The 19,935-nt window shown below is 54.2% G+C and carries 17 protein-coding genes; 9 read left to right on the plus strand and 8 right to left on the minus strand.

Translation table 11 applies throughout. The annotated features are described in order from the left end of the window. A complete protein-coding gene (ssuD, locus tag ACP7E4_RS20175; protein ID WP_426117364.1) occupies positions 1–1,137 on the minus strand; it encodes an FMNH2-dependent alkanesulfonate monooxygenase in 1,137 nt (378 codons plus the stop codon). 246 nt (positions 1,138–1,383) lie between these two features. On the opposite strand from ssuD, the gene ACP7E4_RS20180 reads away from it, so the two are divergent. From ACP7E4_RS20180 to ACP7E4_RS20200, 5 genes are all read left to right on the plus strand, one after another. Further along, positions 1,384–2,298 (plus strand): LysR substrate-binding domain-containing protein, encoded by a 915-nt coding sequence (locus ACP7E4_RS20180; protein ID WP_426117366.1) that lies wholly within the window; start codon positions 1,384–1,386, stop codon positions 2,296–2,298. A gap of 116 nt (positions 2,299–2,414) precedes the next feature. Further along, on the plus strand, positions 2,415–3,608 hold the full coding sequence (locus tag ACP7E4_RS20185; protein ID WP_426117368.1) for a CaiB/BaiF CoA transferase family protein: 1,194 nt from the start codon (positions 2,415–2,417) through the stop codon (positions 3,606–3,608). Further along, positions 3,605–4,543, plus strand: a complete 939-nt coding sequence (locus ACP7E4_RS20190) for a hydroxymethylglutaryl-CoA lyase (protein WP_426117370.1) — start codon at positions 3,605–3,607, stop codon at positions 4,541–4,543. Before ACP7E4_RS20185 ends, ACP7E4_RS20190 begins: the two co-directional genes overlap by 4 nt. A gap of 102 nt (positions 4,544–4,645) precedes the next feature. Further along, entirely contained in the window at positions 4,646–5,983 is a 1,338-nt protein-coding gene (locus ACP7E4_RS20195) for an MFS transporter (RefSeq protein WP_426117372.1), read from the plus strand. Positions 5,984–6,055: 72 nt separating this feature from the next. Next, entirely contained in the window at positions 6,056–6,484 is a 429-nt protein-coding gene (locus ACP7E4_RS20200; protein ID WP_426117374.1) for a helix-turn-helix domain-containing protein, read from the plus strand. A 269-nt stretch (positions 6,485–6,753) separates the two neighbouring features. On the opposite strand, the gene ACP7E4_RS20205 is transcribed toward ACP7E4_RS20200, so the two are convergent. From ACP7E4_RS20205 to ACP7E4_RS20225, 5 genes are all read right to left on the minus strand, one after another. After that, a complete protein-coding gene (locus ACP7E4_RS20205; RefSeq protein WP_426117376.1) occupies positions 6,754–7,230 on the minus strand; it encodes a GNAT family N-acetyltransferase in 477 nt (158 codons plus the stop codon). Positions 7,231–7,232: 2 nt separating this feature from the next. Beyond that, positions 7,233–7,802 carry a 2OG-Fe(II) oxygenase gene (locus tag ACP7E4_RS20210; protein ID WP_426117378.1) on the minus strand — a complete coding sequence of 190 codons (570 nt, stop codon included), beginning with the start codon at positions 7,800–7,802 and terminating at the stop codon, positions 7,233–7,235. Beyond that, positions 7,774–8,391: a hypothetical protein gene (locus tag ACP7E4_RS20215; RefSeq protein WP_426117380.1), complete on the minus strand. Its 618-nt coding sequence runs from the start codon at positions 8,389–8,391 to the stop codon at positions 7,774–7,776. The genes ACP7E4_RS20210 and ACP7E4_RS20215 overlap by 29 nt, the downstream gene beginning before the upstream one ends. A gap of 1,946 nt (positions 8,392–10,337) precedes the next feature. Continuing rightward, a complete protein-coding gene (locus ACP7E4_RS20220) occupies positions 10,338–11,336 on the minus strand; it encodes a hypothetical protein (protein WP_426117382.1) in 999 nt (332 codons plus the stop codon). Next, entirely contained in the window at positions 11,333–12,346 is a 1,014-nt protein-coding gene (locus ACP7E4_RS20225; RefSeq protein ID WP_426117384.1) for a SagB/ThcOx family dehydrogenase, read from the minus strand. The genes ACP7E4_RS20220 and ACP7E4_RS20225 overlap by 4 nt, the downstream gene beginning before the upstream one ends. Positions 12,347–13,105: 759 nt before the next feature. On the opposite strand from ACP7E4_RS20225, the gene ACP7E4_RS20230 reads away from it, so the two are divergent. Both ACP7E4_RS20230 and ligD read left to right on the plus strand, forming a co-directional pair. Next, a complete protein-coding gene (locus ACP7E4_RS20230; RefSeq protein WP_426117386.1) occupies positions 13,106–14,011 on the plus strand; it encodes a Ku protein in 906 nt (301 codons plus the stop codon). 21 nt (positions 14,012–14,032) lie between these two features. Continuing rightward, positions 14,033–15,595: a DNA ligase D gene (gene ligD / locus ACP7E4_RS20235; RefSeq protein WP_426117388.1), complete on the plus strand. Its 1,563-nt coding sequence runs from the start codon at positions 14,033–14,035 to the stop codon at positions 15,593–15,595. A 31-nt stretch (positions 15,596–15,626) separates the two neighbouring features. Here the strand turns inward: ligD and ACP7E4_RS20240 are convergent, their stop codons facing one another. Further along, complete coding sequence (locus ACP7E4_RS20240; protein ID WP_426117390.1) at positions 15,627–15,965, minus strand: hypothetical protein; 339 nt, start codon at positions 15,963–15,965, stop codon at positions 15,627–15,629. Positions 15,966–16,160: 195 nt separating this feature from the next. On the opposite strand from ACP7E4_RS20240, the gene ACP7E4_RS20245 reads away from it, so the two are divergent. Further along, positions 16,161–17,429: an NTP/NDP exchange transporter gene (locus ACP7E4_RS20245; RefSeq protein WP_426117392.1), complete on the plus strand. Its 1,269-nt coding sequence runs from the start codon at positions 16,161–16,163 to the stop codon at positions 17,427–17,429. 10 nt (positions 17,430–17,439) lie between these two features. Then, positions 17,440–18,414, plus strand: coding sequence for an aldo/keto reductase (locus tag ACP7E4_RS20250; protein WP_426117394.1), 975 nt, complete (start codon positions 17,440–17,442; stop codon positions 18,412–18,414). Positions 18,415–18,527: 113 nt separating this feature from the next. Here the strand turns inward: ACP7E4_RS20250 and ACP7E4_RS20255 are convergent, their stop codons facing one another. After that, positions 18,528–19,841, minus strand: coding sequence for an MFS transporter (locus tag ACP7E4_RS20255; RefSeq protein WP_426117396.1), 1,314 nt, complete (start codon positions 19,839–19,841; stop codon positions 18,528–18,530). Between the last annotated feature and the right edge of the window lie 94 nt (positions 19,842–19,935).

Raw genomic sequence — 19,935 nt, forward strand, 5'->3', positions numbered from 1 at the left:
TCACTTCTGCGGCGGCAGATCGTTGGCGATCATTTCGCCGAACGGTCCGGTCAGGTTGGTGATGCCGCGTCCGGCCAGGCTGCGATATGGTTCCGGCAACAGCGGGAAGACCAGCTCGGCGAAGCGATAGGCTTCTTCCAGATGCGGGTAACCGGAGAAGATGAAACTTTCGATGCCCAGGTCAGCGTATTCCTTGATGCGCTCCGCCACTTCCTGCGGGTTGCCCACCAACGCCGTGCCGGCACCGCCGCGTACCAGACCGACCCCGGCCCACAGGTTCGGGGCGATTTCCAGGTTGTCGCGACGGCCGTCGTGCAAGGCCGCCATGCGCCGTTGGCCTTCGGAATCAAAGCGCGAGAAGGACTTCTGCGCAGCGGCAATGGTTTCGTCGCTGATGTGTTCGATCAGTTTACTGGCCGCTTGCCAGGCTTCGGCGCTGGTCTCGCGCACGATCACATGCAGGCGAATGCCGAACTTCACCGTGCGACCCTTGCGCGCAGCCCGCTCACGCACATCGGCAAGTTTTTCCGCAACCGCTGCGGGCGGTTCGCCCCAGGTCAGGTAAACATCCACTTGCTCGGCAGCCAGATCGTGGGCGGCCTCGGACGAGCCACCAAAATACAGCGGCGGATAGGGCTTCTGGATCGGTGGATACAGCGCCTTGGCGTTCTGCACGCGCAGGTGCTTGCCTTCGAAATCCACAGCTTCGCCTTGCAGCACACGACGCCAGATTTGCAGAAATTCGTCAGTGACTTCGTAGCGTTCGCTGTGATCGAGGAAGCTGCCGTCACCACGGTTTTCGTCAGGATCACCGCCGGTTACGACGTTGATCAACAGGCGCCCGCCGGACAAGCGGTCCAGGGTTGCGGCCATGCGCGCCGACACCGTCGGGGAAATGATGCCTGGGCGGATCGCCACGAGATATTTCAGGCGTTCGGTCAGCGGCACCAAGGCCGAAGCGATCACCCACGAGTCTTCGCAGGAACGTCCGGTGGGAATCAAGACGCCGTGGTAACCGAGATCGTCGGCAGCCTGGGCCACCTGCTTCAGGTAATTCAACGTGACCGGTCGCGCGCCTTTGGTGGTACCTAGATAGTGGCCGTCGCCGTGGGTTGGAAGAAACCAGAAAACATCCATGACAAATCCTTTAAGTGTTCGGGCGGGTGCTGTACCTGTTGAACAGCTGTTGCTCAGTCAGCAGTAGGGTGCAGTTATAAAGCGCCTGGTTTATTCCGCAAAAGAACGTATATCCATATTTTTAGATCTTAAAGGAATAAACAAGAGCCGCCGAAGCCGTAGCGATGCGGGTTGAAGCCCTGTGCGCCGTTGTTTGCCTATATCCTCGGCCGGTCTACTCCGATCTACTCTTTGAGACTTGCGCTCATGCTGCACAAAAACCTTATCCGCCGTCTGGACCTGATCACCCTGCAGGTGTTTGTCGCGGTGCATGAAGAAGGCACCTTGACCCGCGCTGCGGCGCGGGAGGCGATTGCGGTTTCCGCCGCAAGCAAGCGTCTGATGGAGCTGGAGGATGCGCTGGGAATCGGCTTGTTTGTGCGCAACGCCAAGGGCATGACCCTTACAGCCGCCGGGGAAACTCTGCTGCACCACGCCCGACGGATGTTGTTCGATGTGGAAAAGATGGGCATGGAACTGGGCGAACACGTGCAAGGGCTGCGCGGTTACGTGCGAATGCAGGCCAATCTTTCGGCGATTATTCAGTTTCTGCCCGAAGACCTGCACGAGTTCATCGCCTGCCACGCGCAGGTCAAGGTCGACCTCGAAGAGCGCCCCAGCACCGGCGTGGTTCAGGGCGTGATCGATGGCGTCGCGGACATCGGCATCTGTTCCGCCGACACAGACACCCACGACCTGTACAGCGTGCCATATCGCCGCGACAAACTTGTCGTGGTGATGCGCCCCGATCATCCACTGGCCAGGCTGGATCAGGTGGCGTTCGTCGATACGCTGGACAGCGATCATATCGGCCTGCACGCCGCCAGTTCGATCCATATGCGCACCCAGGCGGCGGCCCGTTCAGCGGGGCGTGTGTTGCGCCTGCGCATCCATGTGCCGGGCTTCGATGCGGTGTGCCGCATGGTTCAGGCCGACATGGGCATTGGCATTTTGCCGCTCAAGGCCTTTGAATTGTTTGGTCGCGCACTGGGCCTCACTGCCGTCGCGTTGAACGACGACTGGTCCGAGCGCACGCTGGTTCTGGTCACTCGCGAGCAGGACGCGTTGTCCCCGGTAAGCCGAATGCTGTTTGAGCATTTGCGCGGTCTTGAAAACCGGTAGGAGGGGACCCGGTCGTTCGCGTTTCGCGAACGACCTTTGCCAACTGAAGGTTGGATTTATCCGCGCCCGGTCCTCTACGCTGGGCCCATATTCCAAGAATAAAAGAGGTAACTACCATGACTGCCCCTCTTAACGGCATTCGCGTCATTGAAATCGGCACCTTGATCGCGGCGCCTTTCGCTGCCCGGCTGATGGCCGAGTTCGGTGCCGAAGTAATCAAGATCGAGGCCATGGGGCAGGGTGATCCTCTTCGCAAATGGCGAAAACTCCATGAAGGCACGTCCTTGTGGTGGTACCTGCAATCACGCAACAAGAAATCCCTCGCGCTAAATCTGAAGTCCCCCGAAGGCATTGCCATCGTCAAGCAGCTGGCCGAAAGCACCGACGTGCTGATCGAAAACCTGCGCCCCGGCGCCCTGGAAAAACTTGGCCTGGGCTGGGACGTGCTGCATGCCTTGAATCCGAAATTGACGCTGGTACGGATTTCCGGCTACGGCCAGACCGGCCCTTATCGTGACCGGCCAGGCTTCGGTGCAATCGGCGAGGCCATGGGCGGGATTCGTTACACCACCGGCACGCCGGGCACGCCACCGGCCCGGGTTGGCGTCAGCCTCGGAGATTCTCTGGCGTCGATGCACGCGGTGATGGGCGCATTGATGGCATTGTTGCGGGTCAAGACCGGGCAAGGCGACGGGCAGATTGTTGATGTATCCCTGGCGGAAAGCGTATTCAACGTGATGGAAAGCCTGGTGCCCGAATACGACATGCTCGGTCACATTCGCGAGCGCAGCGGTGGTGCCTTGCCGGGCATTGCCCCGTCCAACACCTATCCGACCGCCGATGGTGCCTATGTGGTCATCGCCGGGAACAGCGACCCGATCTTCAAGCGGCTGATGCTGGCCATCGGGCGCAGCGATTTGGGCGACAACCCGGAATTTGCCCACAACGATGGCCGTGCCGCTCAATGCGCGCTGCTCGACGAAGCAATCAGTGTCTGGTCTTCCAGTCTGCCCATCGACGAAGTGCTGCGCGTGCTGGAGCAGGCCGAAGTCCCTGCCGGGCGGATCTACAACGTCGCCGACATCGTGGCCGATCCTCACTATCAGGCGCGAGGCATGATCCTTGATGCCGAGCTGCCTGGCGGTGCCGCAGTGAAAATGCCTGGCATCGTTCCCAAACTTTCGGAAACACCCGGTGAAGTGAACTGGCAAGGGCCGAGCCTGGGCCAGCACACCGACAGCGTGCTCGACAGTCTGGGCATTACCGCTGCCGACATCCAACGTCTCAAGCAGGAAGGAGTGGTGCAATGATCACTGACTTTTCCGAGCGCCTGATCGTCCAGGAAGTTGCCCCGCGCGACGGCTTGCAGATCGAGCCGAAGTGGGTGGAGACCGCCGACAAGATCGCGCTGATTGATCAGCTGTCACTGGCAGGCTTTTCCCGGATCGAAGCAGGATCTTTCGTTTCTCCCAAGGCGATTCCGGCCCTGCGCGATGGCGATGAAGTCTTTCGTGGCATTCGTCGTCAGGCGGGCGTCATCTACGTCGCGCTGATTCCCAACCTCAAGGGCGCGCAACGTGCGCTGGATGCGGGCGCCGATGAGTTGAATCTGGTGATGTCCGCCAGCCAGACGCACAACCTGGCAAACATGCGTATGCGTTGCGAGCAATCCTTGACAGCATTCGGCGATGTGGTGGCGTTGGCTCGCGGTACGACCCTGAGCCTCAATGGCTCAATCGCCACCACCTTTGGTTGCCCGTTCGAAGGACCGATCAGCGAAGACCGCGTGCTGCAAATCGTCGACGCCTACCTGGAACTGGGCATGCAAGGCATCAGTCTGGCGGACACCACCGGCATGGCCAATCCACGTCAGGTGCATCGGCTGGTCCAGCGAGTCTTGAGCCGGGTTCCGGCAGCGGCGTTGACCTTGCACTTTCATAACACGCGAGGGCTTGGCCTGAGCAATGTGCTGGCAGCGTATGAGGCTGGGGCGCGGCGCTTTGATGCGTCCCTCGGTGGCCTCGGCGGTTGCCCGTTCGCACCGGGTGCATCCGGGAACATCTGCACCGAGGATCTGGTGAATATGTGCGAGGAAATGGGTATCCAGACCGGTATCGACTTGCCGCACCTCCTGAAACTTTCCCGGCAATTGCCGGACGTGCTGGGCCATGAAATGCCCGGTCAGGTCGCCAAGGCGGGCCGCAATAGCGACCTGCATCCAGCACCGACCAACCTGCCGGGTTGAGTCAACGCAATACCGTTAGCGCTTGAACGGGGCCAGTGCCCCTTCCGACCAGACAACAAAAACAAACGGCCTCCTTTGAAGGGGCCGCCTGGAGACACGCACATGACCGTTTCTGTTTTGAACGCAGGCAGTACGCCCGCGCAGATCGCCGACGCCGAAAAATCGCTGGTTCGCAAAGTGGCATGGCGGCTGATGCCGCTGATCATGGTGTGCTACCTGTTCGCATTTTTCGACCGCATCAACATCAGCTTCGCCAAGTTTCAGTTACAGGCGGACCTCAGCCTTAGCGATACCGCCTATGGTCTGGGTGCCGGGCTGTTCGTGGTCGGTTATGTGCTGTTCGAAGTGCCCAGCAACATGATGCTGTACAAGGTCGGCGCGCGGCGCTGGATCGCCCGGATCATGATGTCGTGGGGTGTCGCGACGGCCTTGATGGTGTTCGTCAACACTGAATGGCAGTTCTACGTACTGCGCTTCATCATCGGCGCCATGGAAGCCGGTTTTGCTCCGGGCGTTTTGTATTACCTGACCTTGTGGTTTCCGCAGACCTACCGTGGCCGAATCACCTCGATTCTGTTCCTGGCTTCAGCGTTCGCCGGGCTGATCGGCGCGCCGGTTTCTGGTCTGGTATTGGGGCACATGGACGGTTTGCTCGACATGCGCGGCTGGCATTGGCTGTTTCTGCTCGGCGGCTTGCCTTGCATCGGGCTGGGATTGTTGGTGCTGCTCGTACTCAAAGACAAGATCGCCGACGCCCATTGGCTGACATCTGAAGAAAAAACCTACCTCTCCAGTCGCGTCGCGCAACATGAACCGCACAAACATGGCGGCTCACTGCTGAGCGCGCTGAAGATGCCCGGCTTCCTCATGTTGGGGCTGATTTACTTCCTGATCCAGGTGGCGTCCTACGGCCTGAATTTCTGGGCACCACAACTGATTCGCAGTGCAGGCACGGAAAGCCCGGTGGTGATTGGCTTGCTGACGGCGATTCCGTACATCTTCGGTGCGATCAGCATGGTGGTGGTCGGTCGTCTGTCCGACTCCAGCGGCGAACGGCGCAAATACGTCTGCGGGCTGGTGGTCCTGGGCGCCGTGGGTTTCTTCAGCGCCGGGATTTTCGCCCAGCACACGGTGTTCCTGATCATCTCTCTGGCCATGCTCGGCGCAGGCATCGTCGCCTCGATCCCGGCATTCTGGACCTTACCTCCAAAACTGCTGGCTGGCGCGGGTGCCGGTGCAGCCGGTGGTATCGCCCTGATCAACACGCTCGGCCAGTTCGGCGGCATCGTCAGCCCGGTGATGGTCGGCCGCATCAAAGACCTGACCGGCAGCACCACGCCAGCGCTCTACGTCATCGGCGTCTCCAGCCTGCTCGCCGCCGCGCTGTTGCTGTGGGGGTTGCCGACGAAGTTGCGGACGTTGGATAAGAATGAGGGTTAGGACTGAGTTCATGAAGGTTGCCATTTTGGCAACCCATGGCTAGTGTCAGCAAAAAAATCTACAGAGATGCTGATGCATATACGTAAGGACATGAAAGGCATGAATTGCTTAGGCGAACGTCTTGTTAATCACATTGATTCGCCCGAGGATTATCAGAGCAAGTTGGACGTCATTGAGAAGTTAACCGACGGCCAAGCCCTGACTCCGGTCGAAAGCAACTTGCTTGATATCTTGTGTGACACAGTTGAGCTCTACGAGAACAGGGCACCGCAGCTGTCTGCGTTCAATGCGCGTATCGAAGGCTTGAGCGAAGTGGACCTGATCAAGGCGTTGATGCTGCAGAACAAGCTGACAGGTGCCGATCTTCCGGAGATCGGCGATAAAAGCGTGGTGTCGCGTATTCTCAATGGGGAGCGCAAATTGACCGTTGAAATGGTTGCTCGCCTGGCGACGCGCTTTCATCTGTCACCCGGCGCGGTTATTCATTACATTGCTAAATGACTGCATGGGGTCACTACTGACTCGATTCTATCGGAGCGTCGTCGTCTGGTTGATTCATGTGTGTTTCGCCTCAATGAGCAGGGCCAGATGTACTAATCGCCTGGCCCTGCGTTTGTCGCTCAATCACCACTCACTTTTCAGGAGGTACGATAGTTGGACAATAGGTGCCATAACCGCTCCGGCAGGTCTAGGAACCAGACACAAATAGTCTTCGGATTCAGCAGGCACTTGAAGAAAAATAATACCCAAGTGCGCCCTAAATTGGATTCTCACCTTAGGTCACGCCGCATAGGGGTCCCTGTGATACCATGGATGCACATTGTATTACCGCTAACCTCATAACCCCTGCGTAAGTAGAACTTCAATGCGCTAATCGTGCTGGTGAGCACACTTCTGGTTACGCCCATCCCCAATAAGTAGCTTTCAAGGCCATTTATCAGGATCGTGCCTACCCCACAGCGGAGGAAGTCTGGTGACACATAACATAAAGAGATTTCTCCAGCTGTTGTAACCATACCAACACCCGCAATGTGATCGTCAATAGTAGCAACGTTTAAAAAAAGGGATTGGGACTTAATCCATTTCATTAAGTGCGCTTCAGTCTTATTGGAAAGCCAGGACTCGATCAAACCGGCCTCATTGCAGTGATCTAATATGCAAGATTCCGTGATGGAACGCGTTAAGACATCAATCATTGCCTTGATGTCTTCGGTTCTTGCTTCACGGCTTTGGATATTCGTTTTCATCACTATGCACCTCCGGTTTGAGTTTTAAAAACCAAAGATATCCTTAGGTGAGCGCATTCCTTGGTTAATGCAGAAACCTTATGAATGATATGACCGGGAAAATGCACGATACGTCCAGGCTTGGCAGACACCGTTTTTACAATCTCGTTATTTGAATCATAAAAGATTAATTCACCGCCCCAGTTTTTGTCCCAATCAGAATGAGCGTAGTAAATCGTTGAAAAATAGTTGACACTATTTTCATTGTCTTTGTGACAATACCCTTCCGCGCCAAAAGTATGAGCGTTTGCGTAAATTCGGAGCGGCTCATGCCCCTGCAATAAAACGGCGCCGAGAATTTGCCACAATTCATAGATCGGAGATGATGAAAGGGATTTAAGTTCGGTCGCGCAAGACGACCTGTTTACTATGCCTCCCCCCGCAAAATGCGAATGCCAGTAACAATACTTATCGGAAGCAACATTTGACCTCCAGCCAAATTGCCAAATTGGCTGGTTCAATCGCAATGATAGTTTTTTGCGCAGCGTCGAAGGTACCAAGTCGTCATAAATTAGAATCTGTTGGTCTGACATAACTTTCTCCATAAAAAAACAGAACATATTCCAGGTTGCGAAGTGGATAAGAATACTTTATTTGCTCTACACCATGAGACAGAAATACACCGCAGCCGATTTTATGAGCCAGTACACAAAGTAACTGCGATGCCGCACCAATGAACACCCAGTTGTCCCTCGCGGAGGTAAACTCTTTGGGTGACATAAAAAAACCAATGCAAAATGCGTTTTCATTAATGGTCGCCTGTGAGCGAAACTCAGTTACTAGCGGCTTCACTTCCACGTCCGTCAATTTGCGTACATCTAGAGAAGGCGATACTAAACTTGTATGATCGACCATCAATTCCATAGCCTGAATCAGTTTCGTTTTTTGATAGATATTTAAGTCTCTTCCCGTTAAGCTTCGGGAAGTACGCCTTCCTTCCCAATTGACCTCCTTAAGGTCAAATTCAGTCTCAAAGCGACGACAGAACTGATTGTCGCCAAACAAAGACATTGAAAGAGAGGATTTAACATCATTGAGGCCTGAGAGGACCAGTGACAACAAAAACAGGTCTTGGTCTATTAGCATCGAAGCCCAATGCTTGTCGATACTGATTACAGTCATAGTTCTATCCTTGCAATGCATAGTGCCATGTTATTGTCACGCGATCTGCATGCGGTCAGCGTCAGGTTTTTTAAACATTTGGGCAGGTGATGGTTCAAGGTTGATAGCATATGACCCAGCTCCAGGTAGATAGCGACAAAAGCACCGGCGTCACTGTATTTCTCAAGCACTCTATCTAACTCCATTATTATTTCCAGACGACCCTCGTTCTGAAGGTTGCTTGTTAAAGAGCCAGTAATGCGATCTGAATGGGGGTAATACTCTATTATAGTATCTTTAAGTATTATAATAGGCCTCAATGAGTGAATTCCTCCATTGGAGGGGTAGAGTCGAATTGCCCCATGCCCTAAAGTTTTGAAGCCCCAGTCCGTCCGTCCTCGATTACGAAATACATCCCTTATTCGATGAGCAAAATACTGCTCAGAACTACTTAGTTTCTGAATAAGTGTTATATCATCCTCTGCTAGATGAGCTCCAGTTTCAAATCTACCAAACAGTTTTGATGCTAGTAGTCTGTTTGCTGCCTTTATAGCTCCCGCCGAGTCATAGCAGGTGTGACGATTTTCCAGGAAGAGTGCTGCGCTGTACAAGCATCCGATGTTTTCCTCTACATTGCATGGTGTATGAGAAATTAAGTATTTGAGTGTAACGTTGTTCTTTGTGCGTGTAGTACTTAAGGAAAGGTTGTAACAGATTAATAGTCTTTTTTTCTTTGAGTAACCAGCTATCTCCATTTAATATCTCCCGGAAAGTTAGTTTTAAAATGTAGCCAGTATATAAGCCCTATTCGGAATAAATAGCTAACGCCAACAGCATGAATGACCAACTCCAGAGGGATGTATTTGAACGTTATGAAGATGGATGCAGGAAAAAAGTAGATTGTGAGCATTAGCAAATTAGCGCGGTACAGCAGCATATTCTTGCCCCCTAGCCTGATCGTGCCGTTGATTGAAATAACCGCGATCATGGCAGGGAAATATAGAATAGGGGTTGCAATTTTGAGGAATAACTCATCAGTGTGCGGAGGGTATAGGCAGTAAGCAATCGATAGTAATAAACAAGGCACGTACCACGTGAATCTTACTGTATATAGGAAGTCAGATAATGAAAAAAAACTTGCGCTTGGAGTTGCGGTGGATATTAACAAGTTAACTATTTTGCTAGATATTAGCCACATCGCAGCCATGAAGGCCAGCGGGGTGCGATATTGTTGATATTCCAGACCCGTCGTGACAAACGTAGCCGCAGTAATGCATAGTAACGACGCCGAGATCGTAAGTGCTGTACCTAGTTCCGGGATCAGGATGGCCCTTTGTGCACTCAAGTTATGAGATACGCTCTTGTACTTAAACCAGTTTCCACGGGCTGAACGGGGTGTTAACTTTGTAGCCTTTTTCGAACTGTAGTAATAGGTGGTGATATCCATTATTAGTAAAGCTAACCCCGTCCCAACCAGGTTTTCGTCATCCAATAATACTCCAAAGGAAAGGTATATTAAGATTGCCCAAAATAGCAGAAGTGTTTGCGTTATCAAAACAACTCGACACTTGTCATACTTGATAAGTACGCATTGGTTTAGTGAGTTTACTGTTGATAGAGTAAGCGATATCGCACGAAGAATTATAAACGTCGCGGTATCCAGCCTAAGCCCTCCTGCTAAATGCAGTAAGATTAGCGACACCACTATGTACGTGACCGCTGTCAAGCACGCTGCTGGATACACAATCGCTAGAACGCTAGAATAGGCCGTATGAATTTCTTTTTTTGCCATCTGTATATACACAATGAACCAGGGCGTGAGCAAGGCAGAAAAAAAAGCGAGAACATCAATGTTTAGGCTTACGAATCCAAAATTTGATGTCCAGAGTTTTTGCAAGATTATGACTGATAACAGTGGTTTGCTTATGTCCGCAAATCCGGATAAAACAATATAGTATCCATTATTGTCAGCTGTCTTTTTCACGATATACAGCTCCAAAAGTGCCTGTATAGAATGGAAGCTCTTGTGTGTCGTCTATCTGCAGTAGCGTTGAAAGCTTATGGTCCGCAGTTGCAGGTGTTACAACACCCTGTACGTTAAAGCATGCGGCTGAGATAACAAATTCGTGCATGATTCTTCCGGCTTCGATCATGAGGCTTCTCAACGCTCGATCATGCCTATACCTCCAAGCATATATATCAGGGCTGATTGTAAGGACAATAGTGTAGTTCGCAGTTAATGCTGCCTTCATACCCCAATTTATTTCATGCATCTCGCTCCTGAAACATCCTTCCCGAAAAAGATTTATTGTTGCTGTCTCGGCGTCAATTTCGTAGATGCCCTCAGGTAATTCGTTAATGTTGTAAATTATTACATAAATATTGAATGCGCAGCCGTAACTTATTACGTGCCGCTCTTCTGTTGATGTTGTCCTTCTCAGGTCGAATGTCCTTGAGATGCGTAGCGTTGCATCCGAAAAAATCGAAAGGGCTTTTTTTCTAGACAACCCAAGCATTCCGAATGAGCGTCTGGTTCTTCTCTTTGCCATTGCTTCGTAGCAGTTCGCAAAACATTCAGATGTTTTTTCTAAGTCGGTTTGTAATGCTATCTGGATTAACTTATTGCTTTTATGAGTCAGTTTCGGACACGCACCTTCTTCTAGATAGTTTGAAAAAAGTTTTTCCAGTACCTGTTCTCTGTCAATGTCGCTGTCGACGTATTGGATGCATCGAGAAGAAAGATACAGTGGAAGGGCTGCGTCCCAACCGCGGGTCAGCCAATGTTTGATTTGGCGGGAGCACAGATCAACTCCTTGTCTTTTCGATTTGATTTCAGTCTCAAACGTATCTTCACATAATCGTTTTAAAAGATTTTTATTTGCTTCGTAGACTTGGCCTGTTATTAAGTCCTGGACTTCAACGGCTTCTTTGTCTAAGGAAAAATCTAAGTGTAAATTATTTTTCATTCCTGCTTCCTCGCGCCTAGCATCAAAGCACACATTACACCCTCCTCGAGAGGGTTTAAGTGAAAAAGCTCCTCAATCTTTTTCGAGTTTAATCCATATTGAACCTTCGAGAGGTATCCCGCTTTATCGGCCAATAGTTCTAGATTTGAGACTGCATGGCCTGCATCCAGGTGAACGGATCGGAAAGTCCTAGGTTCCCTGTACCTAAACATGTTTCTTTCCCATATGCTTGTTAGAACAATTATGTACTTAACTGGAAACGTTACATATTTCTCTGGCTCCCCGAACGCATCTCGATAAGTACTACGAGAGATATCAGCGCCTAGATTTGCAAAAGAATTGTTTCCGCTGCAATAATGGAAGGCATTACGCCCATCCATTTCGATAACATAAGCTTCTGTGGGGTGCCGGCCGCCTCCGCTGGGTATGCATTTTCTGCTGATTGGTTTGCTCCCTGTTACATCCCGGAGCGACTGTGTACCAAACGTGGCGACCACCATGTTAAACACAGGCGTCAGTCCTACTTCTTCCCTGTTTATGCACAACGCATTAAGGGTTTCGTTGGCAGCAAGGATGTGTGGCTCGTAGACTGCTCCAGTTACGGACTTGAATCTTTGCTGTTCAGTCTCCCCGCTAAGATAGCTAGACATCATGTTCGAATCTTTCCGCCATCCATCTTTACTATAGTTGAAGAATGGATAATCATATGTTCTTTTAAGATACTCAGAAGCAAGTCTCCAATTGTATTTATTCCCATTATCTGGTTTGGCTATATCAGTAGCGCCTACTCTTACAGCCAGTCGATGATCCAGTAGCTTTTCCCTTGTCGCTACGTTGACATCATCGCCCTCTGTAATGAATCGTGATTTAGATACAGGATATAACTTGATGTCGAACAGAAGGGTGCTTACCTCGCGACAGATCTCATATCTGTTAGGTGAGCTCACCAAATAGGCTAGGTCTTTACCGTCAAAGGTATCAATTCTCAGGTCTTTGTTTGTCGTAATCATGGCGCTTAGATAGGGAGGCTTGCCTCCCTATCGCTCCTCTTTATTTTAGTTAATGGTTAACACCGCCGTCACCATGCTGCAATGCACCCTCATTACGTTCTACAAGTTTGAAGTCTTGAGTATCAGTTGATGTAGTCATTTTTACTTCTCCGATATTAAATTAACATCTTTTTCTAAAGATGCCGTTAATAAACTAGACACCTCTGGAAAGGTCGTCAAGCATGCATTTTAAAAACTATCCGTTCAGCTAGTCCGGTTGTTTTGGTAAGCAATTCTATAGGCAAGTTCACTGTTTCCATTTTGGCCACAATTCCCCCATCATTTGTGCCTGAATAATATTTATATGTGAGGAAAGAAGGATAAATATTCTGATGTCCTACATAAATCGATGGGGTGCTCCTACTTTTTATTTTAAGTAAGACCGTCCTCTTGAGTAGTTGCAGAGTCGGCTGACATGCCACTGCTAGCACGTCCCTATTACCTGCCGCACCTAGGTGCGTGTCTGCCTGCTCGCTGAGGGCGGTTAATACGCTGGCGCAAGCTTATAAATGTCTGCACATGGCTGCCGGGGCAGGATTTCAACAGAGGCAGCAGCGAAGGTGAACGGGCCGGTTGTCCAAGGGTACGGCGAAACGCCAGATCAGAAAGCGTCCTGTGGAGGCGACAGGCCTTTTCCTGTCTGTAACGCCCGTCGTTCCTTCGAAACTTTTGCCGCGCCGCTCCTGTCACTTTTAAACACCTCAGACAGGGAATCAGGCGATGGCAAGGGCAATCTGGAAAGGCGCGATCAGTTTTGGGCTGGTGCATATTCCCGTCGCGCTGGTGTCGGCGACGTCTTCGCAAGGCGTTGATTTCGACTGGCTCGACAAGCGCAGCATGGAGCCCGTGGGCTACAAGCGTATCAACAAGGTCACCGGCAAGGAGATGACCAAGGAAAACATCGTCAAGGGCGTGCAGTACGAGAAGGGCCAATACGTGGTGCTCAGCGAAGAGGAAATTCGCGCCGCGCACCCCAAGTCGACCCAGACCATCGAAATCTTCGGCTTCGTCGACAGCGAGCAAATCCCTCTGCAACACATCGAAACCCCGTATTTCCTGGCGCCGGACAAACGCGGCGAAAAGGTCTACGCGTTGCTTCGCGAAACCCTGAATGAAACCAAAAAGGTCGCCCTGGCCAATGTGGTGCTGCACACCCGCCAGCATCTGGCGGCGGTGATGCCGCTGGAGTCGGCGATGGTGCTGGTGATTCTGCGCTGGCCTTCGGAAGTGCGCGGCCTGGAGACGCTGGAGCTGACCGATGCGGTCACCGACGTGAAGCTCAGCAAGGCGGAGCTGAACATGGCCAAGCGCCTGGTCGAAGACATGAGCGCTGACTGGCAGCCGGAGGATTATCGCGACACCTTCCAGGATCAGATCATGCATCTGGTGGAAACCAAGGCGCGCGAAGGCAAACTCGAGACGGTGGAAACCGATACCGAAGACACTGAGCGTAAAAGCGCTGATGTCATCGACCTTACCGAGCTGCTCAAGCGCAGTCTGGCGGGTAAAAGTGCTGGCAGTAAAAGTCCGGCCAAACCGGCCAGCAAGTCCACTACCAAGACAGCCGCCGAGGCACCGGCAAAACGTCGAGCCCCGGCGCGCAAGAAAACCACCAAGGCTTCCTGACAACAGGCTAGAGGATCGACAATGGCCAAGCCGGTGAGTGAATACGCACGCAAGCGCAATTTCGACATCACTTCCGAGCCCGCGGAGTCGCCTGCCCGCGGCAAGAGCAAGGAAAAGGGCAAGGACGCCGGGAAGGCTTTGAGTTTCGTCATTCACAAGCATGACGCGCGCAATCTGCATTACGATTTTCGCCTTGAGCTGGGCGGTACTCTCAAAAGCTGGGCAGTGCCAAAAGGCCCGAGCCTTGATCCGACCAACAAGCGCCTGGCAGTGCAGGTTGAAGATCATCCTTTGGGTTACGCCAGTTTCGAAGGCAGCATTGCCGAAGGGCAATACGGCGCCGGTGACGTGATCGTCTGGGATCGGGGAATCTGGCAACCTCACGGTGATCCGCATGACACCTATCAGCAGGGCAAGCTCAAATTCACGCTGGTCGGAGAAAAACTCACCGGTGACTGGACGCTGGTCCGCACCCGGCTCAAGGGCAGCAGCGACAAGCCGCAATGGCTGCTGATCAAGGAAAAAGATCAGGTCGCCCGTTCTGGTGATGAATACGACATCGTGCAGGATCAACCGCAAAGTGTGGTGAGTGGTGCTTTGGTGGGTAAGGAAAAGGCGCCCGCGCAGCCGGTCAAGGCCAAACGCAAACCGGTTGCTCCGCCGAAGAAGGCCGCCAAATCAGCGAAAAACCGCATCGACGTCGCAGGCGTCAGCATCAGTCATCCAGACCGGGTGATCGACGCCGAGAGCGGTACTCACAAGGTTGATCTCGCCCGCTATTACGAAACCGTCGCCGACTGGATCCTGCCGCACTTGAAGAACCGGCCAGTGGCCTTGCTGCGTTGCCCCGAAGGTGTGGAGGGCGAACAGTTTTTCCAGAAACACGCCGAGCGCCTGAAAATCCCGAATATCAAACAGCTCAAGCCTGGACTGGACCCCGGTCATGCGCGGCTGATGGAAATCGACACCGTGCCGGCGCTAGTGGGCGCGGCGCAGATGGGGATGATCGAACTGCACCGCTGGGGCGCGACCAGTGATCGGATCGAAACACCGGATCACTTCGTGCTGGACCTCGATCCCGACGACAAGCTGCCGTGGCGCAGCATCATCGAAGCGACGCAAATGACGCTGTCGGTGCTCGACGAATTGGGACTCGAAGCGTTCATCAAGACCAGCGGCGGCAAGGGCATGCACATCATCGTGCCGTTGGCGCGGCAGGCAGACTGGGACACCGTAAAAACCTTTGCCAAGGCCATCGCCGAATTCATCAGCCAACAATTGCCCGAACGCTTCACGGCAACCATGGGCCCGAAAAACCGCGTGGGAAAAGTGTTTATCGATTACCTGCGCAACACCCGTGGCGCGAGTACGGTGGTTGCCTATTCGGTCCGCGCCCGGCCGGGTTTGCCGGTATCGGTGCCAATCGCGCGTGAGGAACTGGAGGGTTTGGCTTCAGCTGGGCAATGGAATGTCGGCAACTTGCAGGAGCGTCTGAGCACACTGAAGTCCGACCCTTGGGCCGGCTACTCGAATCGCCAGCGAATCAGCAAAAAAATGTGGGCGCAGCTGGGACACAAGCGCTAGCCCATAAGAGTCTGCCGCGCGTTCACTCGCTTCAGCGGCCATGGAACTGGTGAGTATCGGCCTGTTCCGCTGGATAGAATTCACCCTGCATGTCCATCTGTACCAGACGCTGGCGAACGGCTTCTTCGACGCTACGGATCATGGTCTGGTCTTCAATATCCTCCACACTCAGCCATAGACGATTGACGTTCTGACCATGAGTACCTTCGCTCATCATGTCGTGGGTGAACAACTGCTCGCCGCGCCACAGGCACAGCTTGGCTTGCAGAGGATCGTTTTCCTGCGGTGCTGGAGATGACGACAGCCAGATTTCATTAATCATGCGCAGATCGACAGTGGCCAGTTGCTCGGTGGAAATGACAGTGCTCAATGGGTTATTGCTCTTCGTGGCGGGTTGTAGGTCTGACGTACCGCTGCGGCAGTCGTTCAAACCGCAAGGGCTTGATCCGGACGGACGCCTGTTGAACCGACCCGGCCAGGCAAGGTCGATCAATCAATAGCCGTCAGGGAGAGTCGCGATGCCGATTCACGGATCTTTGCACTGTCGCCATGCTGATTCGCGGTGATGCCGGTTGCCGCCACGTTGAAATGGGTCAAGGTGGAACCTGCGGAAAAGGTCGCCTTGCTGCTGGGTTTCGCCTTCCATTTCTGCGTGCTGGCCAGCTATTACCTGGTCCGACCGTTGCGCGATGCGCTGGGGCTGGAAGGCGGCGCCGATAAACTGCAATGGCTGTTCACCGCGACGTTCGTGGCGATGCTGGTGATGGTGCCGCTGTTCGGCGCGCTAGTGTCCCGATTACCGCCCAGACGCTTTGTCCCTCTGGTCTATCGCCTGATCGCGTTGTCGATGCTGGTGTTCGGGGTGCTGATCGCCAACCACATTGCGCCCGTGACAGTCGGCCGGGTGTTCTTCGTCTGGATCAGCATTTACAACCTGTTCATCGTCTCCATTTTCTGGAGTGTGCTGGTGGACCGGTTTTCCAGCGAGCAAGGGCGACGGCTGTTCGGTTTCATTGCTGCGGGCGGCACGCTTGGCACCTTCATCGGGCCGTTGCTCGCGGCAACCATGGCGACCCGTCTTGGCCCGATTGCCTTGACCTTCGCCGCCGCACTGTTGCTTGAAGCCGCAGTGCAATGTTACCGGGCGTTGCTGAATCGCACCCTGACTCAAGACCGGAGCGTGACCAGGGATGAGCAGCGCATGGGCGGCAGCATGCTGGCGGGAATAACGCTGATCATGCGCTCGCCGTATCTGATCGGGATGGTGCTGTTCATGTTGCTGCACACCAGCGCGGCGACCTTGTTGTATTTCGAGCAGGGTCGGATTGTGGCTGGCAGCTACGCTGATGTGGCGAGTCGCGCGCAATTCTTTGCCACGGTCGACCTGATTGTGTCGGCGTTAACGCTGGTCTTTCAGCTGTTGCTGACGGCACCGTTGATCCGCTTCGTCGGTATCGGCGGTGCGCTGGTGGCGCTGCCGTTGGCGACGGTGGCGGCTTTTACCGCAATGGCCCTGGCGCCGGTGCCCGCCACCGTTGCGCTGGCGCAAGGCCTGCGTCGTGCCGTGGAATTCGCCATTGTCCGACCCGGTCGAGAAGTGCTGTGGACCGTGGTGAGCCGGGAAGAAAAGTACAAGGCCAAGAATGTCATCGAAACCGTGGTGTACCGGGGCGGAGACGCCGCGAGTGGTTGGTTGTCCGTTGGATTGACGGCGCTGGGTGCGGGTTTCGGGCTGTTGGCTATGTTTATCGTGCCCTTTGCCGGGCTTTGGGCCTGGCTGTGCTTCTGGCTGGCAAAGCGCCAGGCGCAGCGGGCGACCACGAACGACAGATAAGGGGAAACTCATGTCCGACCCTGCTGTTTTCACGCGCAGAAGAATTCTCACGCTGGCGGCTGGCCTATCAGCGGCTTTCGCGTTCGACACGGCAGCTGGCGAGCCCAGGCCGCCGACCATTCCTTCGCCGACGTCACCTTCAACCTTGCCGACAGGAGCCAGAAAAATGCTCACCCGCGCGATTCCCTCCAGCAACGAACCGCTGCCAATGATTGGCTTGGGCACTTATCGCGGTTTTGATGTGGCAACCTCAAGTGCGGCCTACAAAAGCCTGCCGGCTGTCATCGATGCGCTGTTCGCCGCTGGCGGCACGTTGATCGACAGCTCGCCCATGTACGGTCGCGCGGAACAGTCGACTGGCGAGCTGCTGTCGATTCATCAACCCAGTTCGCCCGCGTTTCTCGCCACCAAGGTCTGGACGCGCGGTCGCAAGGAGGGGATCGCGCAGATGGAAGAATCATTCAGGTTGCTGCGCACCGAGCGCATCGACCTGATGCAGATTCACAATCTGCTCGACTGGAAAACGCATCTGCCGACACTGCGCCAGTGGAAAGAAGAAGGCCGCATTCGCTACATCGGCATCACTCATTACACCTCGTCGGCGTATGCCGATGTCGAAGCGGTGCTCAAGGCCGAGCAGCTGGATTTTCTGCAGATCAACTATGCGCTGGACGACCGGGCCGCCGAGGCGCGGCTGTTACCCCTTTGTCGCGAACGTGGAGTCGCGGTGATCTGCAATCGGCCGTTCGGCGGCGGTGGTTTGCTGGGTCGACTAAAGGGCAAGCCGTTGCCGGGCTGGGCGGCGCAGGTTGAAGTGACGAGCTGGGCGCAACTGGCACTCAAGTTTCTGCTCGCCCATTCGGCGGTTACCTGCGTGATTCCGGGCACTGGCAATCCGCGTTATATGGCGGAAAACGCTGGCGCCGGATTCGGTCCGATGCTGACCGATGCCCAGCGCCAGCAGTTGATAGGGTTGGTGGGATAGCGGTATCGGCCTGTAGGAGGGAATTTATTCCCGAAAGGGCCAGTGCAGACTTTGAAGCTTCTGAGTCTTCACCGGCCCTTTCCCGGATAAATCCGGTCCCACAAAAGCATCCGCTAGCGATTCACCACCTTCGCTGGCAACGCCACTACCAACAGACTGCTCAGCACCAGGCACACCGCGAAGAACCACATGACGCCAGCGCTGCTGCCGGTGACATCCATGGCAATGCCCATCAGTGAATTACTCACCAGGCCAGCGATGTTGGCCAACGAGCAGGCCAGAGCGAATCCGGTTGCTGCAGCGCGGCCTTTGAGAAAGGTCGCAGGCAGACTGAAGAACGCTGGCAACGCGCCGAATATTCCCGCTGATGCGATCGCGAACAGCAGCACGGTTGCCACCACGTCGTGGGTGAAAAAGGTGCTGCCGGCCATGGCCGCTGCGCCAATCAGGTACGGCACAATGATGTGCCAACGCCGCTCCCGATGCCGGTCCGAACTGGCACCAATAAACAGCATGCCCAGTAGCGCGGCAATGCTCGGCAGTGCGGTCAGCACACCGATATGGAAGGTTTCAGTCACGCCCGCATTGCGGATGAACGTCGGCATCCAGAAACCCATGGCGTAGGCGCTGAGCAGCATTGAGAAGTCGATACCACCGAGCATCCAGACCTTGAGATTGAAGAACCCGTCGCGAAAGCTGTATTTGCTGCCCTTTTCATCGGCGGCATCCAGAGCCAGTTCGCTTTCCAGCAGGCGCTTTTCCGTGTCATCCAGCCAGCGGGCCTGGCGATGATTATTCGGCAGCAACCAGAAGGTCAAAACCCCCAACAGCACGCTCGGCACCGCTTCGAGCAGAAACAGCCATTGCCAGCCGCGCAGCCCGGCGGTCTGGTCGAAGTGGCTCATGATCCAGCCGGACAACGGGCCACCGATGATGCTCGACAGCGGCAGGCCGAGCATGAACAGCGCAATGATCCGGCCCCGTCGATACGTGGGAAACCAGGTGGTCAGGTAAAACAGTACGCCCGGCAGGAAGCCGGCCTCGGCCACGCCAAGCAGAAAGCGCAACACATAGAACTGGGTCGTCGTGGTGACTAGCATCGTGCATGCCGAAAGCAGGCCCCAGGTAATCATGATTCGGGCGATCCAGATCCTCGCCCCAATTCTCTCCAGAACCAGATTGCTGGGCACTTCGAACAGGATGTAACCGACGAAAAACAGCCCGGCCCCGAGGCCGAATGCGGTCTCGCTGAAGTGCAGTTGATCGAGCATCTGCAATTTGGCGAAGCCGATGTTGATCCGGTCCAGATAGGCCGCCAGATAACAGAAGCACAGGAACGGGATCAGCTTCCAGGTGATCTTTCGGTACAGCGCCTTGATGGGGTCGTTGAGGTCGGTCGTTGTGCTTTTTACATCTGCTGGGGGCATGGATTTGTCCTGGAAGCGGCAGGGCTGATCAGTAGGTGGCAGGCGAAGATAGAAGGATTGTTGAACAAATGTGAGCAGAAATGTACTCGCTGTT

It is taken from the genome of Pseudomonas sp. DSP3-2-3 (assembly GCF_049898225.1).
Classification (GTDB): domain Bacteria; phylum Pseudomonadota; class Gammaproteobacteria; order Pseudomonadales; family Pseudomonadaceae; genus Aquipseudomonas.